The sequence below is a fragment of the Arthrobacter ruber genome (assembly GCF_002954225.1).
Taxonomy (GTDB): domain Bacteria; phylum Actinomycetota; class Actinomycetes; order Actinomycetales; family Micrococcaceae; genus Arthrobacter_D; species Arthrobacter_D ruber.
The window spans coordinates 121,879-146,185 of sequence record NZ_PPTH01000016.1; the positions used below are offsets into that span (position 1 = coordinate 121,879).

Sequence of the window (24,307 nt, forward strand, 5' to 3'; positions counted from 1 at the left end):
GTTGTCCCCCAGTGAACATTTGTTGTCTGGTGATCATGAGTGATGAGCGCCACTGATGTCAACGAACCCGCTCCGCTGCGTTCCGAGCCCACCGCGTTCGGTGCCCTGGCCAGAAACGACGACGACCGCAACCGGCCGGTGCAGCACGCGTTGCTAGGGTTGCACCATGTCCTCGAACCCCGTCGCCCTCATCACCGGTGCGTCCCGCGGCATCGGGCGTGCCATTGCCGATGAACTCGCGCCGACGCACCACCTGCTCCTCGGCGGACGCGACCTCACCGCCCTCGCGGAACTGTCGTCGTCGTTCCCGTCCGCGGAGCCGTTCGCGGCCGAGCTGCGCGACGCCGGCCAGGTGGCCGCTGCTGTCGCAGGGATCCCCCGTATCGACGTCCTCATCCACTCCGCAGGCGTCCTGCGCATGGGCTCGGTGGCGGAACTGTCCGACGACGCCTGGCGGGAGAGCTTCGAGGTCAATGTCTTCGCGGTCGCATCCCTGACCCGTGCCCTGCTGCCGGCGCTGCGTGCGGCCGGTGGCCAGGTCATCGCCATCAACAGCGGATCGGGCTACAGCTCGGGCGCCGGGTCGGCCGTCTACAGCGGCACGAAGTTCGCGCTGCGCGCCTTCACGGACGCCCTGCGCGAGGAGGAGCGGACGAACGGCGTGCGGGTCAGCTCCATCCATCCCGGAAGGGTGGCCACCGACATGCAGGAGGAACTGCACGCGTGGGAGGGCAAGGACTACCAGCCCGAGGCGTGGATCCAGCCCGACCAGGTGGCCAGGGCCGTCCGGCTCGCCGTCGACGCCACCCGTGAATCCACGGTCGAAGCGCTCAGCATCCGCCCATCCGGCATCACGCTCGACTGAGCGGCCTGCCCCGGGCGGTCGCTGCGCCCGGACCGTGCCCCAGCCGCCCCAGCCGTGCCGGAGCCGCGGGTGGACCGGATACCGGGGCTTTCTGCGCACAACGACGGCGGAGCGGCGTGTCGCACACCGCCACAGGACGGACAGCCCCGAAGCCGCAGGTCCTCGTACGCCCTCGACCCCCGGTGACGCCGGGGCGTCCGGGGAGGCGTCAGCTGATGCAGAGGCAGAAGGGGTGGCCGGCGGGATCCAGGAACACGCGGAAGGTCGTCCCGGGCTGATAGTCGTGCTTGACCGCGCCGAGGGCCAGGACGGCCGTCTCGGCGTCATCGAGGTCGTCCACCATCATGTCCAGATGCGCCTGCTGGGGCCGCTCGGCGGAGGGCCATTCCGGAGCGGTGTAGCGCTCCACCTTCTGGAAGCACATGCTCTGCCCGTGGTCAGCCCGGATCTCCGCCCAGTCGTCCTCCACCTCGCTGCTCCAGCCGAGCAGCTCGCCATAGAATGCCGCGAGTACCGCGGGGTCGGGACAGTCGAGGACAGTGGTGGGGGAACGCGCGATAGCCATGGGGCGAACCTAGCGCCTATCGCGGACAACGGCGGTCCTCGAGCCCGGCTGGAAGCCCCACCGTCTCGAGCTGCTGGGACGGTGGGGCCCGACATGGCCTGCAGGACGGCGTACCGGATCGGCGGACGGTCGGGCTGGGGACGCACGCGGTGCCGTTCTCGGCGACGGCGCGGGTACCGCGGCGAGACCGTCAGCGATGCACGACGCGTGGCCTGCCGAACTGCGTCTGCACGCCGGGCGAGAACAGGACCGATGCCGGCGGCCCCTGTACGGGCAGACCCGCGGCGCCGAGGAGGCCGTCGTCGAACTCCGTGAGCGTGGCGGGGTGCAGCAGCCAGGGGGTGTGCGTGTTGGGGATGTAGATCGTGCGGCCGGCGAACGTGCTGTGCAGGCCGAAGCGCGCCGTGAGCTCCAGCGACAGCCGGTCGTCGGCGGTGCTGTCCGTGTCCGGCCGGACCGCGAAGCGGGACACCGCCTGGCGCCGGTACCGCACGACGTCGTACCCGTACTCCCGCTGCCCGCCCTCGCCGCGTACCAGCGGTGTGCACCTGGACCAGACGTACGGGATCCCGCCGGCCCGGGCGGCGAGCACGACGGCGAGGCGCGAGGCGTCGAGCGTCACGAAGACGACGCCGCGGGTGCCGTCCGGGCCCCGCGAGTAGAGGCGGACGTTGATCTCGGTGAAGGAGCCGAAGTACGGCACGGGCAGCCCCCGGCCCAGCCCTGCCCCGGCCATACGGAACCCGATCAGACCCACCCACGATGAGCCGTCCACCTCGTCGGGGAGCACCCCGGGAGGCATGAAGGGGGCCACCGCATGCGCCTCGATTCTCCAGTGCAGGAAGACGGCATCGCCCCAGAACTGGTCCATGATGACCGGGCGTGGCAGCCCTGGGGCACGGTACCCGGCACTCATGGGCGCGCGACCCGGCGGTCGGAGTGCGCGGGGAGGGCCGCCGGATCAGAAGGCATAGCGGATCCGGCAGTACGGCAGGTCCGTCGCGGCGAGGCGCAGGAACTCGTCGAGGTATCCGCGCTTCTCGTAGGCGATGTAGCGCACATTGGTGAAGCCGTTCTGGGACTGCTTGGTCTCCTGCAGGTCCGGGCGCCACAGGATCTCCTCGGCCTGCGGGTGCCACCCCAGATTGACCTCGTGCAGCTGCTGGTTGTGCGTCAGGAAGATGACCTCCGCCGCGAGCTGCTGCTTCGCCGCCGGCGACAGGGCGGCATCGAGCTGCCCGAAGAGCTCCCGCCAGTCGTCCTGCCAGCCGGGCGTGATGATCACCGGCGAGAAGTTCACGTGCACCTCGTAGCCCGCCTCCACGAAGTCGTTGATCGCGGCGATCCGCTCCGCGACGGGCGTGGTGCGCACGTCCACGGTCCGGGCCAACCGCTCGGGCATGAGCGAGAAACGGACCCGCGTGCGCTCCTGGGGGTCCCACGTGAGCATGTCCCGGTTCACGTACTTCGTGGCGAAGGAGAGCTTCGCGGTGGGCAGCTCGCGGTACAGGTCCACGAGGTCCCGCACGTTGTCGCTGACGAGTGCGTCCACGGAGCAGTCGCTGTTCTCCCCGATGTCGTACACCCACGCGCGGTCGTCGCACTGGTTGGGTTCGAGCTTGATGCCCTGGCGCGCGACATGCCGCTCGAGGTAGCCGCTGATCTGGTCGATGTTGGCGAAGACGGTGATGGGGTTGCTGTACCCCTTGTGGCGGGGCACGTAGCAGTAGGCGCACGCCATGGCACAGCCGTTCGCCGTGGACGGGGCGATGAAGTCGGCGGACCGGCCGTTGGGCTTGGCGGTCAGGGACTTCTTGACACCGATGATCAGTGCCTCGGTCTTGATGCGGACCCACCGGCGCACGTTCGCCTCGTCGCCGCTGAGCTCGGGGATCCGCCAGTGGCTGGCGACCTCGACGACATCGGCCTCCGGCCATCGCGCAAGGATCTCCTGACCGCGGGGCAGCGCGGCTGCGGCCGGTTCGACGTAGATCCGACTGATCTGGAGCAACTTGCTGGCCTGGAGCATTCGACCCTTCGGGGTGGCGGTGATAGGTCCAGATTATCGGGCCGGACTGACACTTTTGGCTTGCCCGTTTCGGTTCTACAGTGGTGGCACGAAACCGCACGTGCGCCGGGAAAGGCGACCCCCATGGCCGAACTCAGCACACAGCCGACGGAGCAGGATCCGGCGGCCTTCATCGGCGCCCTGACGCATCCGACCCGCCGCAGGGACGCCGAGTTGCTGCTCGGACTGATGGGTCGGGTGACGCGCCGACCGGCCGTCATGTGGGGTCCGTCGATGATCGGTTTCGGGCGGTACCACTACAGGTACGCCTCGGGTCACGAGGGTGACGCCCTGGCCGTGGGGTTCTCCCCGCGGGCCTCCGCGCAGGCCATGTACGGCCTGCTCTCCGCTCCCGGAGCGGAGCTGCTGCTGCCGCAGCTCGGCAGGCACCGGCGCGGCGCCGGCTGCCTGTACGTATCCTCCCTCGCCACCATCGACCTCGGTGTCCTCGAGGAACTCGTGCAGCGCGGCCACGAGTTCATGGTGACGGAGAACTTCACCTAGGCGGATGTCGTGGCATCGGCCAGTGGACCCGGGACGCCGGGACCCGGCGCAGCCTCCCCGCGGCCGGTCGTCGTGGACCTCGGGAGCCGCCAGGAGGACGGCTCCGCCGATCCGATCCGTTCTGAGCCCCCCGGGCCGGCCCCGCCCCGCCGTCGCCGTGCCGCCTATCTCGCCGGGAGCGTCGCCTCCCTGCTCGTGGTGGTCGCGAACGTCGTGCCCCGCGGGGAATCGTCACCGCCCGGGAAGGCCGTGGAGGTCCGCGACCGACCCCTCAGCGTGTGCAGGGCCGTGACCGTGGCCGGGCAGGACGGTGGGCTGCCGTCGACGCCGTCCGTCCTGCCGCGCCGCGCCACCGGTTACTTCACCGTGCCGGATCGGGCCCGCGGTATCAGCATCACTGTGGGTCTCACCTACGAGGACGGCACGGTCTCGCTCTGCCGGCCCGTCCGGGAGCCCGGCACGGGCAGCCCCGAGCCCCGGCAGCGCGAACTGCCGATCCTCGGCAGGGGCGACACCTACGCCTACGCGATCGGCCCGTCGGGCCTGACGCTCGTGGGTGTGCGTTCCGCTGACGGCACCATCACGTGGCACCGGCCGGACGCCGGCCTTCCCGATCGGGACACAGTGCACTCCGGCCCTCCACAGGGAGCCGGCCCTCCTGACATCCGCCAGAGCCGTCCACCGCAGGCGCTGCCCTGAAGATCGGCTACCGCCCGGTACCTTGCGAGATTCTTGCGCCTGAAGTGGCGAGCAGGGCGCACACCGGATGGCAGACTGTCCTAGACACCGTCTTCTGCCCATGCGATCCAACGGGCGCCGTCCTGACCAGCGAGGGTCTTTTCATCCATGAGTACACAGTGCCAGTCGGTCACGCCCACCGATGCTTCCAGCCTCCACCGCACCAGGCTCATCCCGACGCCCGTGGGTCGAGCTGTGCAGGACGTCCGCGCCGCGGCCGACCACTTCGCCCTCGAGTCGGCCGAACTGCTCGAGACCCTCGAGCAGACCATCGCCCGCCTCGCCCTCGCGCACAGGGCCTGCGCGCCGGCCACCGAGTCCCACAGGGCCGACGAGGAAGCCTTCGCCTGGGTGCAGCAGTCCCTCGAGGACATCTCGGCGACCCTCCGCGGGCTGTCGCTCGGACGGACCACTCAACCGCGCCAGGCCTGAGGACCTTCACGGGGCGTCATACGGCCCCGCGACGGCCCCCGGTGCGGCCCCGCTAGATGGACTGCCGTGCGCGGATGCCCGCGCGGCCCATGGCGTCGGTGTAGGCCACCTGGATGTCCTTGAGCCACTGCTCCTGGTTGGCTGGGGTCCCCTTGAACGCACGCTCGCCCGGCGAGCGCACCTCGTAGATCTTGAAGCCGCGCTTCGAGATGGCCCGGTTCTCCAACTTCATGAGCCGACGTGCCGCCTTGTGGGCGTCGGCACCGTGCGCCACGAGCGCCGAGGCCCGAGGAACCTGCTGCAGGAACGTCAGCAGGGGCTTGACGCCGTCGGAGATCTGCTCCATGGTCAGTGCCCGCTCCTTGCCCTCGGGCAGGAGCCACGGGTAGGCATTCCACGGCATGACCGCGTCCGGTCGCAGGCCCACGGCCTCGTAGATCCCGGCCATGCGGATGGAACTCGGGTCGTCGTTCTCGAACGAAACGAAGCCCGAGGGCAACGATGCTCCCGGGCTTGAGAAGAGACTGACGATCTTGCAGCCGTCCACGTCGTGGATCGGATCGATGTAGGGCACCGTCGATCCCGGTTTCGACTCGGCGAGCGCGTCGCACAGCCGGTTCACGTCCTCGATCTGAGGGTCGTAGCGTTGTTCCCACTGCTGGGCCCGATACGTGGGGTCTGCCATGCGCTGTACCAATTCTGCCTCCTCGCGGACGGCGCCTGAGGTGGCGCGAACGTGTCCGCAGGATTCCAGCCTACGCCAGTGCACCGCGGGCTCCGTGGGCGGGACACTCACCAGTCGTGGACGGTGCCGTCGGAGAGGCGGTTGTAGGGAAGGTAGGCCTGCTGGTACGGGAAGGACGCGGCGGTGCCCTCATCGAACTCGACGCCGAGCCCTGGTCCGTGCCGGGGGTGCCTGCGTCGGCACGCCCGGCACGGTGATCGTGCCTTCCGGCTAGTCCTCGAGGGCACCGGCCCAGAGGTTGATGTCGGATTCGACGGCGAACTCGTCGATGGCGTGCAGCTCCCCGGGCGTGAAGTCGAGGTTCGTCACGGCGGTCAGGCTGTCCTCCAGCTGGCGCACGCTGGAGGCCCCGATCAGTGCCGACGTCACCGGGGTGCCCTTGGTCTGGTCCCGCAGCACCCACGCGATCGCCATCTGCGCCAGGCTCTGCCCCCGACCTTCGGCGATCGCATTGAGGCCCCGGATGCGGTCCAGGTTCTCCGCGCTCAGCTGCTCCTTGTCCAGCGACTTCCCGGCCGCGGCCCGGGAGTCCTCGGGCACCCCGTTCAGGTACCTGCCCGTGAGCAGCCCCTGGGCCAGCGGGGAGAAGGCGATCGAGCCCGCCCCGGCCTGCTCGAGGGCCTCGTAGAGGTTGGGCGTGCCGTTCTCTGTCCAGCGGTTGAGCATCGAGTAGGAGGGCTGGTGGATCAGCAGCGGTGTGCCCAGATCCGCAAGGATCCGCGCTGCCTCGATGGTGCGCTCGGGCGAGTACGAGGAGATCCCGGCGTACAGGGCACGCCCGGACCGCACCGCGGTGTCCAGGGCCCCCATCGTCTCCTCCAGCGGGGTGTCGGGGTCCGGGCGGTGGCTGTAAAAGATGTCCACGTACTCGAGGCCCATCCGCTCCAGCGACTGGTCCAGGCTGGAGAGCAGGTATTTCCGTGACCCCCACTCCCCGTACGGACCCGGCCACATCCCGTACCCGGCCTTCGTGGAGATCACCAGCTCGTCCCGGAAAGGCCGGAAGTCGTCCTTCAGGTGCCGGCCGAAATTCGTCTCCGCGCTGCCCGCCGGAGGCCCGTAGTTGTTCGCCAGATCGAAGTGCGTCACCCCGAGGTCGAACGCCCGCCGCAGGATGTCCCGCTGCACCCCGAACGCCTTGTCGTCGCCGAAATTGTGCCACAGTCCCAGCGACACCGCCGGCAGGTGCAGACCGCTGACCCCCACCCGCCGGTACGGCATCGACTCGTATCGATCATCAGCAGGGCTGTACGTCATCTGGAAGTCCATTCGTAGGGCGCCGGGCAGACCGGCACCGGGGGGGGGGGGGGGGGGGCGNTGGGCGCGACCGTCGCCGTCGCGCCTGGACGGCGGACGCCACGGAGCTGGTCCGAGGCGCCCGCCGGGATCAGGAGAGGGTGGAGGCGTACGGGTCCCAGTCCTCGGGAAGCGGCTCGGCGGCGGTTGCCGTGCTGGTGAGTGAGATGAATTCACCGGTGGCGACGCTCTCGGAGATCGAGACCATGGCGTCGAGCACGTGGTAGGCCATCTCGCCCTGGGCGCGGTGCGGGCGTCCCTCGCGCAGGGCCCGTGCCATCTCGAGCACCCCGCTGCCGCGGGTCGACGTCGCGCCCACGGCGGGGATGACCTCCGGTTGGTCGCTTCCGCGGCGCGTGAGCACGAGGTCTCCGGTGAAGTCGTTCGGGTCGGGGAACGCGAGCGTCCCCTCCGTGCCCGTGACCTCGACGAAGCCGGCCCGCTTCAGCGGGGAGTCGAAGCTGAAGATGCTCTGCGACGATTCCCCGTTGGCGAACTGCGCGATCGCGCTGACGTGGGACGGGACGGTCACGTCGAAGACCTCTCCGGCCTTCGGGCCCGAGCCGATGGTCCGGGTCTCGCGGGACTTCGAGCCGAAGCCGGCCACCTTCGTGATGGCGCCGAAGGTCTGTACGAGCGTCGTCAGGTAGTAGGGGCCGATGTCGAACAGCGGGCCGGCGCCCTCCTGGAAGAGGAAGGCCGGGTTGGGGTGCCACGACTCCGGGCCCGGGGACTGCATGAGGGTCAGCGCCGTCAGGGGGACGCCGATGTCGCCGCGCGCCACGAGGCGCAGCGCGGTCTGCAGGCCGGCACCCAGGAACGTGTCGGGCGCACAACCGAGCCGGAGCCCGGCGGCGTCGGCCGTCTTGAGCAGGCCGATGCCGCTCTCGCGGTCCAACGAGAAAGGCTTCTCGCTCCACACGTGCTTGCCCGCGGCGACGGCGGCGGTGGCCACCTCGACGTGTGCCGCGGGGATGGTCAGGTTGACCACGATCTCGACGTCGGGGTGGTTCAGGGCGTCCTCGACGCCGCCGGAGGCCTGCACGCCGAACTCCGCCGCGCGCGCGGCAGCCACCTCCTCGAACATGTCCGCGACGATGTGCACGGTGACGTCGGGAAAGCTCGTCAGGTTGGTCAGGTACTCCTTGCTGATGACTCCGGCGCCGATGACGGCGACTCCGACGGGACCGGTGCGCCGGGTCTCCGATCGAGCGCTCATTTCTTTCCCTCTTCCAGGTACGCGAGGCTGTCGGCGACGGCGCTGAAGATGTCGCCCTCGAAATCGTCGAGCTCGACGACCGCGGCCTCAAGACCGGGAGCGGCGTCGAGCACGTCCCAGACGCGCATCCTGCCGGATCCGACGGCCACCTGCTCCTTGTCGTTCTTGGTGAGCGGGCCGTCCTTGATGTGGACGAAGCGCACACGGTCGCCGAGCCGGCGCAGCAGGTCGGCGGGGTCCTCGCCGCCCACGGCCGCCCAGTAGGTGTCCACCTCGAGGACCACCTCGGGGTCGAGGTGACCGGCGAGGACCTCGAGGGCGGAGACGCCGTCGATGCGCTCCTCCAGCTCGAACTCGTGGTTGTGGTAGCCGACGGTGATGCCGTACTCGGCACCCTTCTTCGCGGCCTGGTTGAGCGCCTCGGCGGTGGCCCGGATGCCCTCGTCCGTGGTCCAGTGCGAGCGCTCCACGTGGGGATCGATCACGGTGCCGATGCCGAGCTTGCGCGCGGCCTCGAAGATCTCGTCCTGGTTCTCGCGGAGCAGCGGGGCGTGGCCCGACGGGGCGGACAGTCCACTCTCCGAGAGTGCCGCCGCCAGTTCGTCCGCGGTGGCCACGAAGTTGTAGGGCTCGACGGCGGTGTACCCGAGTGCGGCGACGCGCTTGATGGTGCCCGGCAGATCATCCCCCAGTGCTGTCCGCAGTGTGTAGAGCTGGAGTGAATACGTCACAGAGGATTCTCCTCGCTGAGAAAAGGGATCACTGAACCGGTTCAGGTCTCACACGAACCTAGGCGAAATGCCGGGGCGGGTCAAGCAGAACCCCGGGCTATTGTGTAAGCCATGGCCAAGGAAACCATTGCGGGTCTGGCGAAGAGGCTGGGCATCTCGAAGGCGTCCGTGTCCTACGCGCTCAATGGCCAGCCCGGTGTCAGCGAGCTGACCCGGCGCCGCGTCCTGGACCTCGCCGAGGAACTCGAATGGTACCCGAGCTCGTCCGCACGTGCCCTCTCGCGGTCACGGGCCGGAGCCGTCGGGATGGTCCTGTCCGCCGATCCCCTCCTGATCGGCACCGAGCCCTACTACATGGGGATGCTGGCCGGCATCGAGGCCGCCCTCGCCGAGGGCGACATGGCGCTGATGCTGCGGATGGTGGGCAAGGACCCGGCGCAGGAGCGCCGGACCTACGAGCGCTGGGCCGGGGAGGGCAAGGTGGACGGCGTCCTGCTGTTCGACCACCTGCACGACGATCCGCGGCCCGCCCTGCTGGACCGGCTGGGGCTTCCGTTCGTCCTGCACGGCGCCCCTGAGGCGGAGTGGGGAACGCCCTTCTCGGGGACGACGACGGACCATGCGGCCGACGCCGCGACGATCGTGGAGCACCTGCACCAGCGCGGACACCGCCGGATCGCGCATATATCCGGCCCGCGGGCGTTCCTGCACGAGGAGGAGCGCATCCGGGGCGTGCGGACCTCCGCGGATGCACACGGTATGGAGGTGGTCCCGTTCGAGGCCGACTACGCGCTCGACGCCGGCCACGACGCCGTCGTCGCGCTCGTGCAGGGGCCCGTCCACCGGGCGGCGACGGCCGTGGTCTTCGGCAACGACCTCATGTCGATGGGCGGCCTGCTCGCCCTCCGCGAGCTCGGGCTGCGGTGCCCTGACGATGTGGCGGTGGTGAGCTGGGACGATTCGCTGCACTGCCGGCTCGCGTCGCCGTCGGTCACGGCCCTGTTCCGGAACCCGGGCATGCAGGGGCGGGTGGCCGCCGAACTGCTGCTCGCCCTGCTCGACACCGGAGACATCCAGACGCGATCCATGCCCCGGAGCGAACTCGTGGTCAGGGCCAGCACCGCCCCGGACTGAGCCTGTGCCGGGGACCCCCGCAGCCCTACGGCGACGGGTCGTCGCTGTAGGGCGCGCGCGGCCTCGGCGGGAGCTCGTCGATGAGCTCGTTGACCGCGTGGGAGAGGATGTCCGCCTGTTCCACCGGCAGCATCATGAGGCCCTGCAGGTGTGCCTCGAGCTCGGTCTGCCCCGCCACGCCGGTGTACTCGAAGTAGCGGAGCCAGACCTCGTGCAGGGTGAGTCGAGAGCTCTCGATGGCGAGCGCCGTGAGCCGGCGCTGCTGCTCCTGGGTCCCCGGCCCCCTGATGGCCTCCCTCATCCGGGCCTCGGCGGTGTCCGGTGACGGCAGGGGTGGGGCGACATGGATGCGATCTTCACGGCGGCAGCTTCCAACCCCGTTCGGGGCATCTGGAGGTGTGACGGCTGGTGGCTGAACCGCTTCGGGGGCGCGCTGGCTGCGGGCTCCTGGGAGCAGTCTATGCCGGTTCCGCACTCCGCCGCGGGAGCGACTGGGGGTAGCGCATCACGGCCGTGCGTGGATGCCGCGTGGAGGAAGGGGAGGTTACAGGGCGATGAGGGCGTCGATGATGTCACACGTCTCCGTGCGGGTGGTGTAGTCCACCCGCACGTCGATGAGCCGGATGGTGCCGGTGGCATCGGCGACGACCACCGTAGGGAAGGGGATCGCCGTCGTGTGGTCCATGTTGGACCCTGCGACGTCGATGCCGAGGACGGCCCGCGCGCGCATGGACTCCGGGCTGGGTACCGTCACGATGCCCAGGTGCGCGGCGAGGGCGTTGCCCTCGTCCGAGTACAGTGCGACGTGCAGTCCCTCCTCGCGGGCAGCGGTGACCGAGACCCGGGGGACCTGCGGACTGATCGCGATGAGCCGGGTCCCGAAGGCCTCGACGACCGGCCGGAGCTCGCGCTGGTACGTCCTGAGGGCGATGCTGCAGTACGGGCACCACGAGCCGCGGTAGAAGACGATGATGGCCGCCGCGGCGCCGAGCACCTCACGCAGCCGCGTCCGCCGCCCGTCCGAGTCGTACAGGGGAGCGTCGGGGAGCCTGTCACCCGGCTGCGCGATCCCGGCGGGAGGTCCCGCCCGGCGGAGGTCCTCCTGCTCGCGGGCGAAGACCGCGGCCAGCTCCGGGCCGACCTGCGCCTCGAAGGTCGGCGTGAATTCCTCGATCTGCAATGCGATGGTGTTCGTGAATGCCGCTCTCTGTTTCATCTGGTCCCCTCAGCACGACCGCCGCGGCGCCTCAAATCCGTGGCAGGACCATTGTGGTCCAGGGCACGGGAAATTCCCAGCAGGCCAGCGGCCGGCTGGGCCGCCGGCTTCCTGCCGTGTCAGTCCCGGGACCTGGACGGCTGGCAGCGCGGACACCACCAGGTACGACGGCGTCCGGGGTCTCCGGGCACCTCGGCCCGTACGAGTACTGTGGTGCCGCACCGCAGGCAGGGCTTCCCGGCCCGGCCCGCCACCCAGTGCTGCTCACCCTTGCGGGTGTTCCCCGTGGTGACCTGGTGGGCGCCGGGCTGTGTGGCGGAGAAACGCAGGCATCGGGCTCCGAGCGCCACCAGCGCCGGGATGTCGACGTCGGCCATGGCTGTGTCCGGATGCACTCCGCGCAGGAAGCAGAGCTCGTTCGCCCAGAGGTTGCCGAAGCCGGCGACATTGCGCTGGTCCAGCAGGGCCGCCGCCACGCGTTCGCCCGGGCTGCTCCCGAGCCTGCGGACGGCCTCGTCCGCGGACCAGTCGTCCCGCAGCGGATCGGGACCGAGGTGCCCGACGACGTCGCCCTCGGCCCGCGTGGGCAGGAGATCGACGACGGGCAGGTTCAGGCCGTAGGCCGTGGGCCCGTCCTGCACCGCGAGGATCACGCGCGCCTCCGGCAGCAGCCTGCGGGGCAGCACCCTGCCCGGAGCCGTGACCGTCCAGGAGCCCTGCATCAGCAGATGCGTGTGCAGGGTGAGTCCGGCGTCGAACCGGGTGAGGAGGTGCTTGCCGTACGTGACGTGCCCGAGCACCCGCATGCCGTCGAGGTCATCGGTCGCGTGCGCCGGAACGCGCAGATCGCCGCGCTTGAGCGTGCGGTCGTCGAGCGACCTCCTCAGCCGCACGGCCAGTCGGAAGACGCTGTCGCCCTCTGGCATGTGCCTCCCTGACCGATCCGATCTCTCCAGGCAGGCTAGCGCCTGGCACCGACATGCCTGCTGCGTGACTGGAGACCCTCCGCGGACGCGGGTGGGCCGACGCCCACGGCACGGCTATGACCGAGGGTGACGGCACGGCCGTGGCGGTTTTCGTTACCCGCCGCAGGCGGATATCCTTCTCCAGTGCCGGGCTGTGCCCGGCGCCGGGTGGTCTTGCAGTGGGCCCCGATGCCAGTGTCCCTCCGCGTCCACGAACAGGTTCCCATGATCACCAGACTGTCCCCCTCCGAAGACTTCCCGGAAGACCTCCGGGATCTCGACCTGCCCGAGGTCGAGGTGCTGAACAGCAAGATCCACCGTGAACTCGACCACGAGTACGCCCAGGACGGCGAGCCGTCCTTGGAGACGGAGATCCGGCACGAGGAATTGACCGAGGAGCTCGATCGCCGCGACCAGGAGACCGGGCCTGCTTCGAAGCGTCCCGAGGTCTCCGAGTCGGACCGCCGCTCCTCCTGACCTTCCGCGGCCGCAGACGAAGAAGCGTAAATCCCCCCTCGCTCCCGCCACCGCGGTGGTCTAGATTCGAAGGCATCGCAATCCACCGATTGGAGAACGGCATGAAGAACAAACTTGTTTTCACGGCGGGAATGGCCGCCGGCTACGTCCTCGGGACGCGGGCCGGCCGGGAAAGCTACGAACAGCTCCGGGCAAAGGCGCAGAAGCTGTGGAACGACCCGAAGGTGCAGGACAAGCTCTCCTCGACCACCGGCACCCTCAAGAGCAAGGCGCCGGCCGTACAGGACTCCCTGAAGGGCGTCCTGAAGAAGGGCGGCTCCGGCGCTGCAGACGGCGCGAAGGCGCCCAACAAGACCGGCAAGGACGTCGGCGCGAGCGGGGACCTCCCCCTGGACGTGCCTCCGGTCGTGACCGCGATGGACACCGGGAGCGCCGACGTCACGGGCGTCAGCGGCACCACCGGCCCGAGCGGCGGCGATCCGCGCCACGTGGAGGACACCCCGTTCGAGGCGCAGGACGATGACACCCGCCCCGACCTGAAGGGGTAGGAGTTCGGGATGAGGGAAAGGCCCCGGTCCGCCGGGGCCTTTCCCGTGTCCGGGCCTCCTGTGCCGAGTAGCGGAACCTGCCGGGAGAGGCGGGATATGCACCTCCGGGCCGACCCGGCAGTCCGTCAGACGCCCTCGCTCACCACGTCCTCGGCGTCGAGGCACGCCTTGCAGTCCGCGTCGACGAGCAGGGCGTTGACCGCGACAGCCACGCGGTAGGCGTCGCCGGCCGCCGGGACCAGCTGGGCGGCGGGGTCCGCCGCGTTGCCCACGGCCCATACCCCATCCACCGTGGTCCGTCCGACCTCGTCGGTGACCACGCAACCGTCGTCGCGCATCTCGCACCCGAGGTCGTCGATCAGCGGCAGGGCCGCATCGGCTCCGGGCTCGCAGAACACCGCCGTGCAGGGGACCAGGGTGCCGTCGTCGAGCTGGACGCCGCGCAGGGTCCGTGGTGCGTCGTCCTCGGCCGGTTCCAGGGCCAGGCCCTGCACACGGCCCTCGACGACCCGGACGCCGCGCGTGCGCAGGCTCCGGGCGTCGTCGTCGGACAGCGGTTCCAGCATGTGCGGGAAGAATGTGACGTCCTCGGACCACTGGCGCACCAGGAGCGCCTGGTGCAGGGAGGTCGAGGAGGACCCGAGCACGCCGAGGGGCTGGTCCCGGACCTCCCATCCGTGGCAGTACGGGCATTGCAGCAGGCCCCGCCCCCACGCTTCCCTCGCCCCGGGGATGTCGGGGAGGACGTCGCGGAGACCCGTGGCCAGGACGAGGTGCCGCCCCTGCACCGAGACGCCGTCGGCGGTGGTGACGGACCAGCCCTCCGGGACCTCCCGCGCGTTCCCGGCGCTGCCGTCGACGAAGTCCACACCGTACGGCTCGAGGTCCTCACGCGCCAGCGCGACCAGCCGCTCGGGTGCCGTGCCGTCCCGCGTGATGAATCCGTAGGCCGCATCGGCCGGAGCGTTGCGCGGCGTCCCGGCGTCGATGATCACCACGTTCCGCCTGGCCCGTCCGAGGACGAGTGCGGCGCTCAGGCCCGACACTCCCCCGCCCACGATCACGACGTCGTACGTTCCCTGCGTCTCCATCCCTCCATCCGACCACGTGGCGGCTACGGGCTGCGGCATCAGATTGTCCTTGCCATCGGGCGATCGCCCCTGTGCCTCACCGGCCGTCGGACGAGAGACCCAGTGACGCGACGAGCGAGGCGAAGCGCTCGTTCCCGGCGAGATCCTCGACGAGGACGGCCCGGCCGTCGGCGTCGGCGAGCGGGATCCGCCAGTTGGGGTACTCGTTGTTGGTGCCGGGCTGGTTCTGGGTGCGACGTTCCCCGACGGCGTCCGCGAGCGCGACGCCCAGCAGCACCGAGGGGGTCTGCGCGATGAAGGCGTGGAGCGCCTCCACGGTCCGCGGGACGTCCTGCGTGCCCTCCGGCAACAGACCGCGCTCGCGCAGGAGGGCGAGGAACTTGTCCTGGACGGCGCGGTCCTCGGCCTGCTCCTCGGCCACAGGACGGCTGAGCAGACCGAGCCTCTCACGGAGCACCACGTGCTCCCCGGCGAGGTACCCGGCGCTCGGCGGGAGGTCGTGCACCGTCACGGTCGTCAGGCAGCCCTTGCGGTAGGCCTCGGGAGCCAGCGGGCCGTCCTCGTCCTGCTCGAACCAGAGGATCGAGGTGCCGAAGACACCGCGCTCGGCCAGGTACTCCTGCACGCCCGGCTCGAAGACACCGAGGTCCTCGCCGACGACGACGGCGCCTGCCCGCTCGGCCTCCAGGACCAGGATGCCGATCAGCGCCCGGTGGTCGTAGTACACGTACGCCCCGGCGCCCGGCGCTGCGCCCTGCGGGATCCACCACAGGCGGAACAGCCCGAGGATGTGGTCCACGCGGATGCCGCCGGCATGGCGCAGGATGTTGCGCAGCATGTCGCGGAACGCCGCGTACCCGGATGCGGCGAGGCGTTCCGGATGCCATGGCGGCTGGCTCCAGTCCTGGCCGTGCTGGTTGAACATGTCCGGCGGAGCGCCCACGCTGATACCCGACGCGAGCACGTGCTGCAGGGCCCAGGCGTCGGCACCGCTGGGGTGCACGCCCACCGCGAGGTCGTGCACCACGCCGATGGGCATCCCGGCACCGGTGGCCTCGAGCTGGGCCTCCTGCAGCTGCTCGTCCAGGAGCCACTGCAGCCACTCGTGGAACTCGATCCGTGCCGCATGACGTTCCGCGTACTGCAGGGCACCCGGCGAGCCGGGACGGCCGACGTCGTCCCATTCCGGTGCGCCGGGCGGATAGGTCTCGGCGAGCGCCGACCACAGCGCGAAGTCGGTCAGCCCCTGCCCCTGGTGGGCGCGGTACGCGTCGAAGTCGTGCTGGCGCTGCTCGGCGCGCTTCACGGCGAAGACGAGCCCGAGCGCCTCGAGCTTCGCGGCATAGGACGAGTCGCGGTCCAGCATGTCGGTGGCCGTGTTCACCTCCGTGAACCCGGCGGCGAGCGCACCGACGCGCGCGCGGTCGGCGTCGTCCAGCCGTGCGTATTCGGGGATGTCCTCGATGCGCAGGTAGAGGGGGTGGAAGTAGCGGCGCGTCGTGGGCAGGTAGGGGGACGGTTCCACCGGCGGGACGGGCTCGGCCGCGTGCAGGGGGTTCACCAGGACGAAGCCCCCGCCGTGTTCCGCGGCGGCCTGTGCCAGCTGCCCGAGGTCGGAGAGGTCACCGATGCCCCACGATGCCGAGGAGCGGACGGAGTAGAGCTGCGCCATGAGGCCCCAGGTGCGGGAACCCATGAGCGCCGCCGTCGTGCTCAGCCGGTCCGGCGTGACGACGAAAGTGGAAGAGGTCTCCATACCGCCGATACGGGCGTGGACGGTGTGCCAGCCGAGGGGCAGGGCATGCGGGAGGGTGCCCTGCCGCCGTTCGACGTCGTGCCCGTCGATGCTGCGGGTGTCGGTGGCCTCACCGACCGTCCCCGTGTAGTGCACTCCGTCCTCGTCGACCGCCCAGAACTCCACGTCCGCTCCGGCGGGTACATGGAGGACCACGGGCTCCACGTCGCTCTCACGCACCACGACGAGGGCGGGCAGCACCGAGCGCCAGGGTCCGTCCTCGACGTCCCTCCGCGCGGAGTCGATCGCCGTGTCGGACGAGGCATCGACGCCGAGCGCCGCGAGGACGGTGACGAGGGTCTCCGGCGCCACGCGGGCGGGTTCGCCGTCCCATCCCTTGAAGGTGGTACCCACCCGGTGCGCCTCGGCGAGTTGCTCGAGGGGCGTGGGCGCCACCGGTTCTGCTTCTTCGTGCTGCGTCGTGTCGGCCATGGTCCCAATCTAGGCGGGCATCGGGGGGCGTTGCATCCGCTGCCGCCCTCCACCGGCGATTTGACGGGCTTATCGGGGCGCCGGGCGCAGCCAGCAGCCCTGCCATCGGCGCACAACCCGGCGCACGGCCCGCCGGCTGGGGCACCGCCCGCGGTGGCACTGTGGGCCCATTGCTTGTTTCCTCGAGTACGTGGTCCCTGCGGAGAGTGGCGGGCCGGGTAGTGCATCGGGACGTTCCGCGAGGGCGCGGGATGGGATGAGGGCTGAGGCCCTACCAGGTGTCCTTCGTGTAGGTGCTGTTCAACCGGGCGATCAGGAGTCCGAGCTTCTCCACGTCCTCCGGGTTCCAGCTGCGCATCAGCGCGGTGAAGGCCGAGCGCCTGCCGGTCTGGGCCGCGGTGAGTTGCTGCTGTCCGAGCGGGGTCAGCAGGACGCGCTGGGAGCGCGCGTCGGACGGGTCGAGCTGGCGGCTGACGAGACCCAGCCGCTCCAGGCCGGCGAGCTGCCTGCTCACGGACGGCTTCCCTACACCGATGCTCGTCGCGATGTCCGTCGCCCGCAGGGACCCCTCCCGCTGTAGCAGCATCAGGATGCCGTACGCGGCCGGTTCCATCTCCGGGTGCACGTTCTTCGCGAGCGCGTGCGACGTGGTCCGCTCACGCCGCCACAGCACACTCGTCTGCTCCTCCAGCACCTCGATGGCGTGGTCGAAATCGACGCCGTCAGCCCCTCTCGATGCATTCATGGAGGAAGCGTACAGACGCCGGTGGGCTCCGGAGCCATACTCGTGGGGAAGTTCTCAAAGTCGAGTATTCAGGGCAGTGAATGCGTGCTCACGTAGTCCCGATGCATCGCGGTCTGGGTCAGCGCGGACAGCAGCTGGAACCCGTGCAGTCTGTCCCATCCGGCGGTCCAGGTCAGGCGCGACGCGATGTCCCAGATGGTCGGCTCGTCCAGGACCGACGCCACCTCCCGCGCACGCTTCAGCTGGTGGTCGGCGCACTCGGCGGCCCGCTGCCCGAGCCCGGTGAAGCGGTAGCCGTGTCCCGGCGCCGCCTCGTAGTGGCCGTAGGGGCGCAGGGCGTCCACCGAGGAGAGGTAGTCGGCCAGGGGGTTCGACGGCGTCGCTCCCCCGAGTCCCAGGCCCGGGAAGACCGTGGGCAGCACATGGTCCCCGGTGAAGAGGAGCCCGCGGTCGTCGTCCCGCAGGCAGAGGTGGCCGGCCGTGTGGCCGGGCGTGGCCATGACCGACACCCGGAACCCGGCGATCGGCAGGAGGTCCCCGTCGGCCAGTTCCCGGTCGACCGCCAGCACCAGTCCTGCGGGAGACCGGTCCACGTGCTGGATCAGTTCGTCGCGGCGCGCTTCCGGGACACCCCATGCACGGAGCCGTTCGACAGCCTCGTCGGGGTCGAGAGTCCGGGTGTCGTGCTGTTCGAGGGCCCGGCGCTCCACGGCATGCATCGCCAGCTGCGCCCCGGACGCCGCGCGGAGCCTGGCCGCCATGCCCACATGATCCGGATGCAGGTGCGTCCCGGTGATACCGGTGACGGCGTCGGCTCCTGGCGACCCGGTTCCTGGCGATCCGATTCCTGGCGCGCCGGTTCCCGACCTGCCGGGGACGATCTCGCCGAGCGCTGCGACGAGGCGGTCCCAGTTCTCGTCCGAGTCCCACCCAGGGTCGATGACGTGGACACCGCCATCGGCGCCCAGGAGCAGGTAGGTGAAGGAGTAGGCGAGGTGACCGCCCGGCATCGGTTGCGCGAGGGCCCAGACGTCGTCGCGCACACGCTCCAGGGGCGGGAGTTCACCGCGGGCGAGGGCGTCCATCGGTCGGGTACTGGTGGGGTGCATACGTCCTCCCGGGTGTCTTCTCCCACCGTAGCGGTCGCAGCAGTCCCGCCGGCCGAACGGCATCGATGCCACCACAGCCGGCGAAGGAGCCGACGCGGGATCCGGGTTCCCGATCTTCCGCATGGCATGCGGGGTGGTGCCGCCGAGTGTGCCCTATGGTGGACGAGACCATTGAGGGGACCTTCTGCATGACATGCAACGGCTGCGCGACATCTTCGAAACTCGACCTTGATTTCAGCATGGCCTTCCAGCCCATCTACGACGCCGTCGATGAGCGCGTGTGGGGCTATGAGGCGCTGGTCAGGGGCTTGGCGGGCGAGGGGGCATTCGACGTCCTCTCACGGATCCTGCCGGAGCAGAAGTACCGCTTCGACCAGGACTGCCGGGTCAAGGCGATCGAGCTGGCGTCGCGCCTGTTCCCTGCGGGCGAAGAACTGAAGCTGTCGATCAACTTCATGCCGAATGCGGTGTACGAACCGGCCGCATGCCTCCGGGCGACACTGCTCGCGGCCGGGCGATGCAGCTTCCCGACATCGTCGATCATGTTCGAGTTCACCGAGAACGAGGAGGTCGCGGACACCGCCCACCTCACGAACATCATCACGGAGTACCGCAAGCACGGTTTCACCACCGCCATCGACGACTTCGGCGCCGGTCACGCAGGACTGGGGCTCCTGGTCGAGTTCCAGCCGGACCTGCTCAAGATCGACATGAAGCTCGTTCGAGGAATCGATGGCAGTCCTGCCCGCCAGGCCGTCGTCACCGGCATCCTCGGCATCGCCGGGACGCTCGGCATCACCGTGCTCGCCGAAGGCATCGAGACGGAGGCGGAGTTCCTGTTCCTGAAGGCAGCCGGTGTCCGCCTGTTCCAGGGGTACTGGTTCGCGAAGCCGGCTTTCGAGGAACTCCCCGAGGTACGTTTCGGGTCTGTTCCCGGCATCGGCGCAGTCGCCTAGCAGGGCGCGCCCACCTCGTCCGGCCGCGAGTCCGGTCCACCACGCCACGGGTGCGTTTCTCTTCATCCGATACCGGACCCCGGTATGGGCCGGCCTCACCGTACAGCCTGTGCCACCGATGAGGGAGCTGCTCTGCCCCGAACGTCACCAACGGAAACGGCGCGGGACGCGGGTCAGCGCCTGAGGCTCGAGACGCTCTCATCTCCGCCGAGGAGCTCCCCGCTACTGATGAGGTGATCGACGACCTTCCGGAGTTTCGTGTTGGTCCGCTGGCTGGCCGCCGACAGGGCGATGAAGGCCTGCGGGCCGCTGATCCTGTGCCGTTCCATCAGGATGCCCTTGGCCTGGCCGATGAGGTCCCTGGAGTCCACCGCTTCCCTGAGCTGCCGGGATTCCTCGGCCTCGGCGAACGCGACGGCGGCATGGGAGGCGACCAGCAGGCCGATGTTCTCCGATTCGTCGGTGAAGGCATCCGCCTCGTACGAGTACAGGTTCAGGGCGCCGAGATCATCACCGGTCACCCAGATCTGGACCGAGAGCATCCCGCGGGCGCCCGCCTCGCTGGCGCGGCGGGCGAACAGGGGCCAGCGGTCTTCGGTTGCCATGTCCGGGACGCGGACCGTGCGGTGTTCGTACGCCGCCTCCAGGCACGGGCCCTCGTTCGTCTCCATCTGGAGCGCGTCGATGCGCTTGGGAAGATCACTCGAGGGGGCGCGGGAACCGATGTTCTTGCGGCCCTGGACCACGCTGACCGAGCCCTCGTCGGCTCCCGGAACCAGCTCCAGGGCTGCGCGGACGAAGCCTGCGAGGATGGCGTCCCCGTCCGGCTCCTGCTGCAGCGACCGGGCGAGTTCCGCCAATTCGGTGGCGAGATCGCGGTCCCGCTCCACTCCGCCATGGTGGGAGGACGGCATACCCCGGCCCACGGCCGGCTGCCCGCTCATCGGTCGCCCGCCCGAGCCATCGCATCGTCGCCGGCTGCTACTTCCTGCGGTAAAGGCCTCTGCTCGCTCATCCCGCCAGTGTGCCAGACAGTTCGTCACAGGGCGGAGTGTCGAGCTGTGATGCACGACAGGTTGCACACCTCCATGTCGTCGCCACCACGCACTACCGGGCCGCTGGACAGGCACGCCATCGTGGAGCCTGCCCCGACGGTGCCCCACACCGCACCCCTGGCCCTGTAGTCGAGGCGGACGACAGGATGGCCGGGGTGTCCCTCACCGGCTGGTCTGCCGCGCCGGACATCGGTCGGGCGCACATCAGCGACCATGGCGGGCGGTCAGGACGCGTGCGGGCAACCCGTGAGCCAGCGGAGAGCATTGTCCTGGTGCTGGAAGTACCTGGTGGGATAGGGCGGATCGTGGACTTCCGTGAAGAAGTCGGCGATGGCCTTGTCGACAGCGGATGGACCGACGATGGCCATGGCTGCGATGTTCAGGTTCTTGGCGAATCTCAGAAGTGCGTTCCGGGTCAGGGTCACCATTCCGTTGAGTTCGACGAGCATCGGCGGGCATACATCCCCGCTGATGGTGTCGGCACGCTCGATGAGAGAGACAGCATCCGCGTCAGCGACGCTCGTGCCGTCGAGCCATTCGATCCACAGCACTCCATCGCGCATCGTCGCGGTGAATGCCTCCACCGTCTCGTGTGGTTGCTTGCTGATCATCGTCCTGCCCCCCTTGATCGACGTGATCTGTCCATCGTCGCGCATTCCTGGCTCCACGGAGTCATCACGCCGGGTGCGACTGTTGCGGTCAAGGGCTGATGCGGCCCTGCCCTGTCCTCCGTCCGACCCGAGTCGACGCGCTCCGGTCGGACGAATCCCTCCCGCAGGTTCAGGTGTTGTCCATCGCGTCTTCCGAAACGGAAGATCCCCCGGCCGCCCTTGACAGCCGCAGGTTTCTGCCAGTTTTCCGCTTTCACTTCTGAAACACCTGTACCACGTATTACGAATATCTAGTCGTCCCGGGATCGCCCCAGCCAGCTGTCGCCTCGACCCTGCGACTCCACCGGGCCTCAGACCATCCGACCCGCAGCACACGTAAGGAAGCATCATGCCCCTCGAGTTCAAGAAGATCGTTGCACTGGCAGCCGTCGGGGCGATGGTCAGTGCCTCCGGTGCTGCGGCGGCCACCGACCTCAAGGCCCCCGACTTCAGAGTTCCGTGCGCTACTGCCGACGCGACGTGCCTGGCCCAGCGGCTCACCGCCGTCGAAGCATGGATCGAGGCGAACGACAAGGACGCTTCCGCGCCCAGCCCCAGCCCTAGCGCCACCCCCAGCCCCAGCGCCTCACCCAGCGCCCGCCCGAGTCCTGGCCCTTCACCGATCACGGCACCGGCTACCTGGGACACGTCGATCAGCTACGGGTCGGCAGTTGACGGAAAAGCGACTCCACTCACCGTGTCCGTCACTTCACCCTCGGGGTCACAGGCGAACAGGGTCGTCTACGTGGAGGCATGGCAGAACGATGCCAGGAAGGCGGACGTCTTCCTGGAGGGCCGGGACCTTACTGGAACGACGGCCCAGAACCTCACCCTTCCGGCCCTCCCTGCGGGGGTCTACGAACTCCGGGTCATGGTGTTCGACGGACCTCCCGCGGGCTCGTACGCGTGGGGGGCGATGCGGTTCACCTCGATCGAACAGGACCTCACTGTTGCTGCAGGGTCAGTACCGCCGTCCTCGACCGCGCGCGTCCTGTACGACGGCCCTGGACAGGTGGACCAGTTCTCCGGATACGACATCCTGAAAACCACGCCGACGGCACGCTGGTACACAGGCGGCGCGCCTGAGGAGGCTCAGGCCGATATTCGACAGCAGGTGAGCGCGGCGAACGGGAAGGTCGTCAGCCTGCTCGTCTACAACGCACCCATCCGGGACATCGGCAGCTACTCCGCAGGCGGTGCGGCGAACCCCGGCGCCTACAGGGCGTGGATCGACGGCGTTGCTGCTGGAATCGGCACCGCTCCTGTCATCGTCTCCGTGGAGCCGGATGCCCTCGGCCACCTCGGAGAACTCCCAGCCGCCCAGCAGACCGAGCGCGTCGAGTCCATCCGGTACGCGGTACAGAAGCTGAAGGCGAATCCGAACGCGAAGGTCTACGTCGACGCTTCCAACTGGGTCGACCCGGCGGAGATGGCGAACCGCATCAAGCGGAGCATCCCGGCAGGAGTCGCCATCGACGGCATCAGTGTGAACGTGTCCGCGTACAACTCGAACGCCTCCATCATCGACTACGGAAACAAGGTCATCTCGGCCGCGGGGCTTCCGTGGAAGATGATCGTGGATACGAGCCGCAACGGGGTCGCCACGGCAACCACGTGGTGCAACCCCTCCGGACAGGGACTGGGCAAGCTCCCGACCCTCACCCCCGGCGTCCAGAATGTCGATGCCTTCCTCTGGCTCAAGGCTCCCGGCGAGTCGGACGGCACCTGCAACGGCGGACCCGGCGCCGGCACGTTCTTCCCCGAACGGGCTCAGGAGCTCATCAGCAACGCCCGGTTCTAGCCCGGGAGAACCGCCGTTCGCCCGACTCCTCGCCCCAGCAGAAGTGGGCCTCCACCCGGACGGATCGTCTGCGAAGAAGATCGGTGCGCCATGCCCCTCGGGTGGCCCCGGGAAGCTCCTCATTCTCAGATGGTAGCTACGAGGCCGTTATCGAAGCCCACCCGTAGGCCGGTCACTCGGCAGGAGTTCGCCGGCCGGGGACACGTCGAACCAGGCGGCCCGGATATGGCTTCTGCGATGTGCCGTGCCGGTCGCCTCCCCTTCCATGTCCCCCAAATCAGCGCCTGCCCACTGCGGATGGGTGAAGTACACGATGGCGGCACGGTCCTCCTGCACCACCACGTCGGCATGGCGTGCCACGACCGGGAGGCCCTCGAAGGTCTCCGGCATCCTGAGGACGAGGCCGTCGTCGCGCTTCTGCCGTTCCCACCCACCCGCACCATCCAGCGACCGGTACACCGCCAGGCCCCGCCACTCGTCGGTGATCATCCAGTACCACCCCCCGAGCACGAAGACCTTCGGGCCCTCGTGCGGTCTCCCGTCGATCACCAGGCCCTCCACCTCCCAGGTCGACGGCAGACACGGAGTAGCCGTCACCGCGGCATAGGTCCGGGATCCCCTCGTCTCGTCCTTGTACCAGAGCCGATACAGGCCGTCGCCGCACCTCGTGACCGCCGCGTCGATGACCCGCTCCGAATGGAGGTCGAGATACGCCTGGAAGGCCCATGCACGCAGGTCGGTACTCGTGTACTGGGCGATTCTCGCCGGACCGGTCCAGTCGGTCCTGTGACCTCCCAGCAGCGTCAGGAACATGACCCAGCGGTCACCGATCCGGACGACATCGGGCGCCCATCGGGTGACCGGCCGCGCCAGGCCCGGTGCATCGAGGCCCTCGACGACGCCCTCGTAGGACCACGTCATCCCTCCGTCGTCCGACCGTGCGACGCCGATCCCGGTTCCGTGAACCCATGCCACACCGTCGAGACCTGATGCCGCGGCGCGGCGCTGCGTGTAGAACATGAGCCACGATCCAGAGGCCGGATCGGCGACCAGGACGGGGTCGGTCGCACCGTCGTGGACAGGGTCGCGGTACGGAAGTGCAAGAAGCCGGTCCGAGAGGGCGGGATGCATCGTCACATGACCCATCCTGTCACCCGGCAACGGGCGTCC

Annotated in this window: 26 protein-coding genes; 9 read left to right on the forward strand and 17 right to left on the reverse strand. The window is 69.5% G+C overall.

Annotated features, from left to right (window positions below; all coding sequences use genetic code 11):
* The first annotated feature begins 166 nt into the window (after positions 1 to 166).
* Positions 167 to 865 (forward strand): SDR family oxidoreductase, encoded by a 699-nt coding sequence (locus CI785_RS09130; protein ID WP_105031787.1) that lies wholly within the window; start codon positions 167 to 169, stop codon positions 863 to 865.
* A 208-nt stretch (positions 866 to 1,073) separates the two neighbouring features.
* On the opposite strand, the gene CI785_RS09135 is transcribed toward CI785_RS09130, so the two are convergent.
* The 3 genes from CI785_RS09135 to CI785_RS09145 form a co-directional block, all read right to left on the reverse strand.
* Positions 1,074 to 1,430: a VOC family protein gene (locus CI785_RS09135; protein WP_105031788.1), complete on the reverse strand. Its 357-nt coding sequence runs from the start codon at positions 1,428 to 1,430 to the stop codon at positions 1,074 to 1,076.
* A gap of 190 nt (positions 1,431 to 1,620) precedes the next feature.
* Complete coding sequence (locus CI785_RS09140) at positions 1,621 to 2,301, reverse strand: YqjF family protein (protein WP_105031789.1); 681 nt, start codon at positions 2,299 to 2,301, stop codon at positions 1,621 to 1,623.
* 90 nt (positions 2,302 to 2,391) lie between these two features.
* A complete protein-coding gene (locus CI785_RS09145) occupies positions 2,392 to 3,459 on the reverse strand; it encodes a spore photoproduct lyase family protein (protein ID WP_105031790.1) in 1,068 nt (355 codons plus the stop codon).
* A 123-nt stretch (positions 3,460 to 3,582) separates the two neighbouring features.
* Between CI785_RS09145 and CI785_RS09150 the strand changes: the two genes are divergently transcribed.
* The 3 genes from CI785_RS09150 (at position 3,583) to CI785_RS09160 (ending at position 5,172) form a co-directional block, all read left to right on the forward strand.
* Complete coding sequence (locus CI785_RS09150) at positions 3,583 to 4,002, forward strand: DUF1801 domain-containing protein (protein WP_105031791.1); 420 nt, start codon at positions 3,583 to 3,585, stop codon at positions 4,000 to 4,002.
* A gap of 9 nt (positions 4,003 to 4,011) precedes the next feature.
* Positions 4,012 to 4,701, forward strand: a complete 690-nt coding sequence (locus CI785_RS09155) for a hypothetical protein (RefSeq protein WP_105031792.1) — start codon at positions 4,012 to 4,014, stop codon at positions 4,699 to 4,701.
* Between the two features lie 147 nt (positions 4,702 to 4,848).
* On the forward strand, positions 4,849 to 5,172 hold the full coding sequence (locus tag CI785_RS09160) for a hypothetical protein (RefSeq protein WP_157940215.1): 324 nt from the start codon (positions 4,849 to 4,851) through the stop codon (positions 5,170 to 5,172).
* Between the two features lie 52 nt (positions 5,173 to 5,224).
* On the opposite strand, the gene CI785_RS09165 is transcribed toward CI785_RS09160, so the two are convergent.
* The 4 genes from CI785_RS09165 to CI785_RS09185 all read right to left on the reverse strand — a co-directional run bounded on the left by CI785_RS09165 (position 5,225) and on the right by CI785_RS09185 (position 9,163).
* On the reverse strand, positions 5,225 to 5,857 hold the full coding sequence (locus CI785_RS09165) for a uracil-DNA glycosylase family protein (RefSeq protein WP_105031794.1): 633 nt from the start codon (positions 5,855 to 5,857) through the stop codon (positions 5,225 to 5,227).
* Positions 5,858 to 6,127: 270 nt separating this feature from the next.
* A complete protein-coding gene (gene mgrA, locus CI785_RS09175) occupies positions 6,128 to 7,174 on the reverse strand; it encodes an L-glyceraldehyde 3-phosphate reductase (protein WP_105031796.1) in 1,047 nt (348 codons plus the stop codon).
* A 130-nt stretch (positions 7,175 to 7,304) separates the two neighbouring features.
* The gene (locus CI785_RS09180) at positions 7,305 to 8,432 is read right to left on the reverse strand and encodes a Gfo/Idh/MocA family protein (protein ID WP_105031797.1); all 1,128 of its coding nucleotides are present in this window, start codon (positions 8,430 to 8,432) and stop codon (positions 7,305 to 7,307) included.
* Positions 8,429 to 9,163 carry a sugar phosphate isomerase/epimerase family protein gene (locus CI785_RS09185; RefSeq protein WP_105031798.1) on the reverse strand — a complete coding sequence of 245 codons (735 nt, stop codon included), beginning with the start codon at positions 9,161 to 9,163 and terminating at the stop codon, positions 8,429 to 8,431. Before CI785_RS09185 ends, CI785_RS09180 begins: the two co-directional genes overlap by 4 nt.
* 111 nt (positions 9,164 to 9,274) lie before the next feature.
* Here CI785_RS09185 and CI785_RS09190 point away from each other — a divergent pair, with 111 nt between their 5' ends.
* Positions 9,275 to 10,297 (forward strand): LacI family DNA-binding transcriptional regulator, encoded by a 1,023-nt coding sequence (locus CI785_RS09190; protein ID WP_105031799.1) that lies wholly within the window; start codon positions 9,275 to 9,277, stop codon positions 10,295 to 10,297.
* 25 nt (positions 10,298 to 10,322) lie between these two features.
* On the opposite strand, the gene CI785_RS09195 is transcribed toward CI785_RS09190, so the two are convergent.
* The 3 genes from CI785_RS09195 to CI785_RS09205 all read right to left on the reverse strand — a co-directional run bounded on the left by CI785_RS09195 (position 10,323) and on the right by CI785_RS09205 (position 12,439).
* Positions 10,323 to 10,598: a hypothetical protein gene (locus CI785_RS09195; protein ID WP_105031800.1), complete on the reverse strand. Its 276-nt coding sequence runs from the start codon at positions 10,596 to 10,598 to the stop codon at positions 10,323 to 10,325.
* Positions 10,599 to 10,841: 243 nt separating this feature from the next.
* Positions 10,842 to 11,513 carry a peroxiredoxin-like family protein gene (locus CI785_RS09200; RefSeq protein ID WP_105031801.1) on the reverse strand — a complete coding sequence of 224 codons (672 nt, stop codon included), beginning with the start codon at positions 11,511 to 11,513 and terminating at the stop codon, positions 10,842 to 10,844.
* A gap of 119 nt (positions 11,514 to 11,632) precedes the next feature.
* On the reverse strand, positions 11,633 to 12,439 hold the full coding sequence (locus CI785_RS09205; RefSeq protein ID WP_105031802.1) for a DNA-formamidopyrimidine glycosylase family protein: 807 nt from the start codon (positions 12,437 to 12,439) through the stop codon (positions 11,633 to 11,635).
* Positions 12,440 to 12,703: 264 nt separating this feature from the next.
* Here CI785_RS09205 and CI785_RS09210 point away from each other — a divergent pair, with 264 nt between their 5' ends.
* Together CI785_RS09210 and CI785_RS09215 are read left to right on the forward strand one after the other, a co-directional pair.
* Complete coding sequence (locus CI785_RS09210) at positions 12,704 to 12,955, forward strand: hypothetical protein (RefSeq protein WP_170068227.1); 252 nt, start codon at positions 12,704 to 12,706, stop codon at positions 12,953 to 12,955.
* A 101-nt stretch (positions 12,956 to 13,056) separates the two neighbouring features.
* Entirely contained in the window at positions 13,057 to 13,503 is a 447-nt protein-coding gene (locus CI785_RS09215; protein ID WP_157940216.1) for a YtxH domain-containing protein, read from the forward strand.
* A 125-nt stretch (positions 13,504 to 13,628) separates the two neighbouring features.
* On the opposite strand, the gene CI785_RS09220 is transcribed toward CI785_RS09215, so the two are convergent.
* The 4 genes from CI785_RS09220 to CI785_RS09235 all read right to left on the reverse strand — a co-directional run bounded on the left by CI785_RS09220 (position 13,629) and on the right by CI785_RS09235 (position 18,675).
* Positions 13,629 to 14,633, reverse strand: coding sequence for an NAD(P)/FAD-dependent oxidoreductase (locus tag CI785_RS09220; RefSeq protein ID WP_105031804.1), 1,005 nt, complete (start codon positions 14,631 to 14,633; stop codon positions 13,629 to 13,631).
* Between the two features lie 37 nt (positions 14,634 to 14,670).
* Positions 14,671 to 16,821: a 4-alpha-glucanotransferase gene (gene malQ, locus CI785_RS09225; protein WP_105031805.1), complete on the reverse strand. Its 2,151-nt coding sequence runs from the start codon at positions 16,819 to 16,821 to the stop codon at positions 14,671 to 14,673.
* A gap of 271 nt (positions 16,822 to 17,092) precedes the next feature.
* Positions 17,093 to 17,566, reverse strand: a complete 474-nt coding sequence (locus CI785_RS09230) for a MarR family winged helix-turn-helix transcriptional regulator (protein ID WP_105031806.1) — start codon at positions 17,564 to 17,566, stop codon at positions 17,093 to 17,095.
* 68 nt (positions 17,567 to 17,634) lie between these two features.
* On the reverse strand, positions 17,635 to 18,675 hold the full coding sequence (locus CI785_RS09235) for an MBL fold metallo-hydrolase (RefSeq protein WP_240615102.1): 1,041 nt from the start codon (positions 18,673 to 18,675) through the stop codon (positions 17,635 to 17,637).
* Between the two features lie 239 nt (positions 18,676 to 18,914).
* Here CI785_RS09235 and CI785_RS09240 point away from each other — a divergent pair, with 239 nt between their 5' ends.
* A complete protein-coding gene (locus CI785_RS09240; protein WP_240615103.1) occupies positions 18,915 to 19,631 on the forward strand; it encodes an EAL domain-containing protein in 717 nt (238 codons plus the stop codon).
* Between the two features lie 173 nt (positions 19,632 to 19,804).
* On the opposite strand, the gene CI785_RS09245 is transcribed toward CI785_RS09240, so the two are convergent.
* Positions 19,805 to 20,575: a GAF and ANTAR domain-containing protein gene (locus CI785_RS09245; RefSeq protein ID WP_240615104.1), complete on the reverse strand. Its 771-nt coding sequence runs from the start codon at positions 20,573 to 20,575 to the stop codon at positions 19,805 to 19,807.
* Between the two features lie 335 nt (positions 20,576 to 20,910).
* The gene (locus CI785_RS09250; protein WP_105031809.1) at positions 20,911 to 21,342 is read right to left on the reverse strand and encodes a DUF7793 family protein; all 432 of its coding nucleotides are present in this window, start codon (positions 21,340 to 21,342) and stop codon (positions 20,911 to 20,913) included.
* A gap of 343 nt (positions 21,343 to 21,685) precedes the next feature.
* Between CI785_RS09250 and CI785_RS09255 the strand changes: the two genes are divergently transcribed.
* Positions 21,686 to 23,137, forward strand: coding sequence for a glycoside hydrolase family 6 protein (locus CI785_RS09255; RefSeq protein ID WP_105031810.1), 1,452 nt, complete (start codon positions 21,686 to 21,688; stop codon positions 23,135 to 23,137).
* 147 nt (positions 23,138 to 23,284) lie between these two features.
* On the opposite strand, the gene CI785_RS09260 is transcribed toward CI785_RS09255, so the two are convergent.
* Positions 23,285 to 24,268, reverse strand: coding sequence for a glycoside hydrolase family protein (locus CI785_RS09260; RefSeq protein ID WP_105032135.1), 984 nt, complete (start codon positions 24,266 to 24,268; stop codon positions 23,285 to 23,287).
* Positions 24,269 to 24,307: the final 39 nt, after the last annotated feature.

What these genes read in the sequence shown, in the direction of transcription:
- CI785_RS09190 (WP_105031799.1), top strand. Translation starts at nt 9,275, where the DNA reads ATGGCCAAGGAAACCATTGCGGGTCTGGCGAAGAGGCTGGGCATCTCG.
- CI785_RS09220 (WP_105031804.1), bottom strand. Translation starts at nt 14,633, where the DNA reads ATGCCGCAGCCCGTAGCCGCCACGTGGTCGGATGGAGGGATGGAGACG.
- CI785_RS09230 (WP_105031806.1), bottom strand. Translation starts at nt 17,566, where the DNA reads ATGAATGCATCGAGAGGGGCTGACGGCGTCGATTTCGACCACGCCATC.
- CI785_RS09130 (WP_105031787.1), top strand. Translation starts at nt 167, where the DNA reads ATGTCCTCGAACCCCGTCGCCCTCATCACCGGTGCGTCCCGCGGCATC.
- mgrA (WP_105031796.1), bottom strand. Translation starts at nt 7,174, where the DNA reads ATGACGTACAGCCCTGCTGATGATCGATACGAGTCGATGCCGTACCGG.
- CI785_RS09215 (WP_157940216.1), top strand. Translation starts at nt 13,057, where the DNA reads ATGAAGAACAAACTTGTTTTCACGGCGGGAATGGCCGCCGGCTACGTC.
- CI785_RS09135 (WP_105031788.1), bottom strand. Translation starts at nt 1,430, where the DNA reads ATGGCTATCGCGCGTTCCCCCACCACTGTCCTCGACTGTCCCGACCCC.
- CI785_RS09260 (WP_105032135.1), bottom strand. Translation starts at nt 24,268, where the DNA reads ATGCATCCCGCCCTCTCGGACCGGCTTCTTGCACTTCCGTACCGCGAC.
- CI785_RS09145 (WP_105031790.1), bottom strand. Translation starts at nt 3,459, where the DNA reads ATGCTCCAGGCCAGCAAGTTGCTCCAGATCAGTCGGATCTACGTCGAA.
- malQ (WP_105031805.1), bottom strand. Translation starts at nt 16,821, where the DNA reads ATGGCCGACACGACGCAGCACGAAGAAGCAGAACCGGTGGCGCCCACG.
- CI785_RS09210 (WP_170068227.1), top strand. Translation starts at nt 12,704, where the DNA reads ATGATCACCAGACTGTCCCCCTCCGAAGACTTCCCGGAAGACCTCCGG.
- CI785_RS09255 (WP_105031810.1), top strand. Translation starts at nt 21,686, where the DNA reads ATGCCCCTCGAGTTCAAGAAGATCGTTGCACTGGCAGCCGTCGGGGCG.
- CI785_RS09240 (WP_240615103.1), top strand. Translation starts at nt 18,915, where the DNA reads ATGGCCTTCCAGCCCATCTACGACGCCGTCGATGAGCGCGTGTGGGGC.
- CI785_RS09160 (WP_157940215.1), top strand. Translation starts at nt 4,849, where the DNA reads ATGAGTACACAGTGCCAGTCGGTCACGCCCACCGATGCTTCCAGCCTC.
- CI785_RS09165 (WP_105031794.1), bottom strand. Translation starts at nt 5,857, where the DNA reads ATGGCAGACCCCACGTATCGGGCCCAGCAGTGGGAACAACGCTACGAC.
- CI785_RS09235 (WP_240615102.1), bottom strand. Translation starts at nt 18,675, where the DNA reads ATGCACCCCACCAGTACCCGACCGATGGACGCCCTCGCCCGCGGTGAA.
- CI785_RS09205 (WP_105031802.1), bottom strand. Translation starts at nt 12,439, where the DNA reads ATGCCAGAGGGCGACAGCGTCTTCCGACTGGCCGTGCGGCTGAGGAGG.
- CI785_RS09150 (WP_105031791.1), top strand. Translation starts at nt 3,583, where the DNA reads ATGGCCGAACTCAGCACACAGCCGACGGAGCAGGATCCGGCGGCCTTC.
- CI785_RS09250 (WP_105031809.1), bottom strand. Translation starts at nt 21,342, where the DNA reads ATGCGCGACGATGGACAGATCACGTCGATCAAGGGGGGCAGGACGATG.
- CI785_RS09200 (WP_105031801.1), bottom strand. Translation starts at nt 11,513, where the DNA reads ATGAAACAGAGAGCGGCATTCACGAACACCATCGCATTGCAGATCGAG.
- CI785_RS09195 (WP_105031800.1), bottom strand. Translation starts at nt 10,598, where the DNA reads ATGAGGGAGGCCATCAGGGGGCCGGGGACCCAGGAGCAGCAGCGCCGG.
- CI785_RS09245 (WP_240615104.1), bottom strand. Translation starts at nt 20,575, where the DNA reads ATGAGCGGGCAGCCGGCCGTGGGCCGGGGTATGCCGTCCTCCCACCAT.
- CI785_RS09180 (WP_105031797.1), bottom strand. Translation starts at nt 8,432, where the DNA reads ATGAGCGCTCGATCGGAGACCCGGCGCACCGGTCCCGTCGGAGTCGCC.
- CI785_RS09140 (WP_105031789.1), bottom strand. Translation starts at nt 2,301, where the DNA reads ATGGACCAGTTCTGGGGCGATGCCGTCTTCCTGCACTGGAGAATCGAG.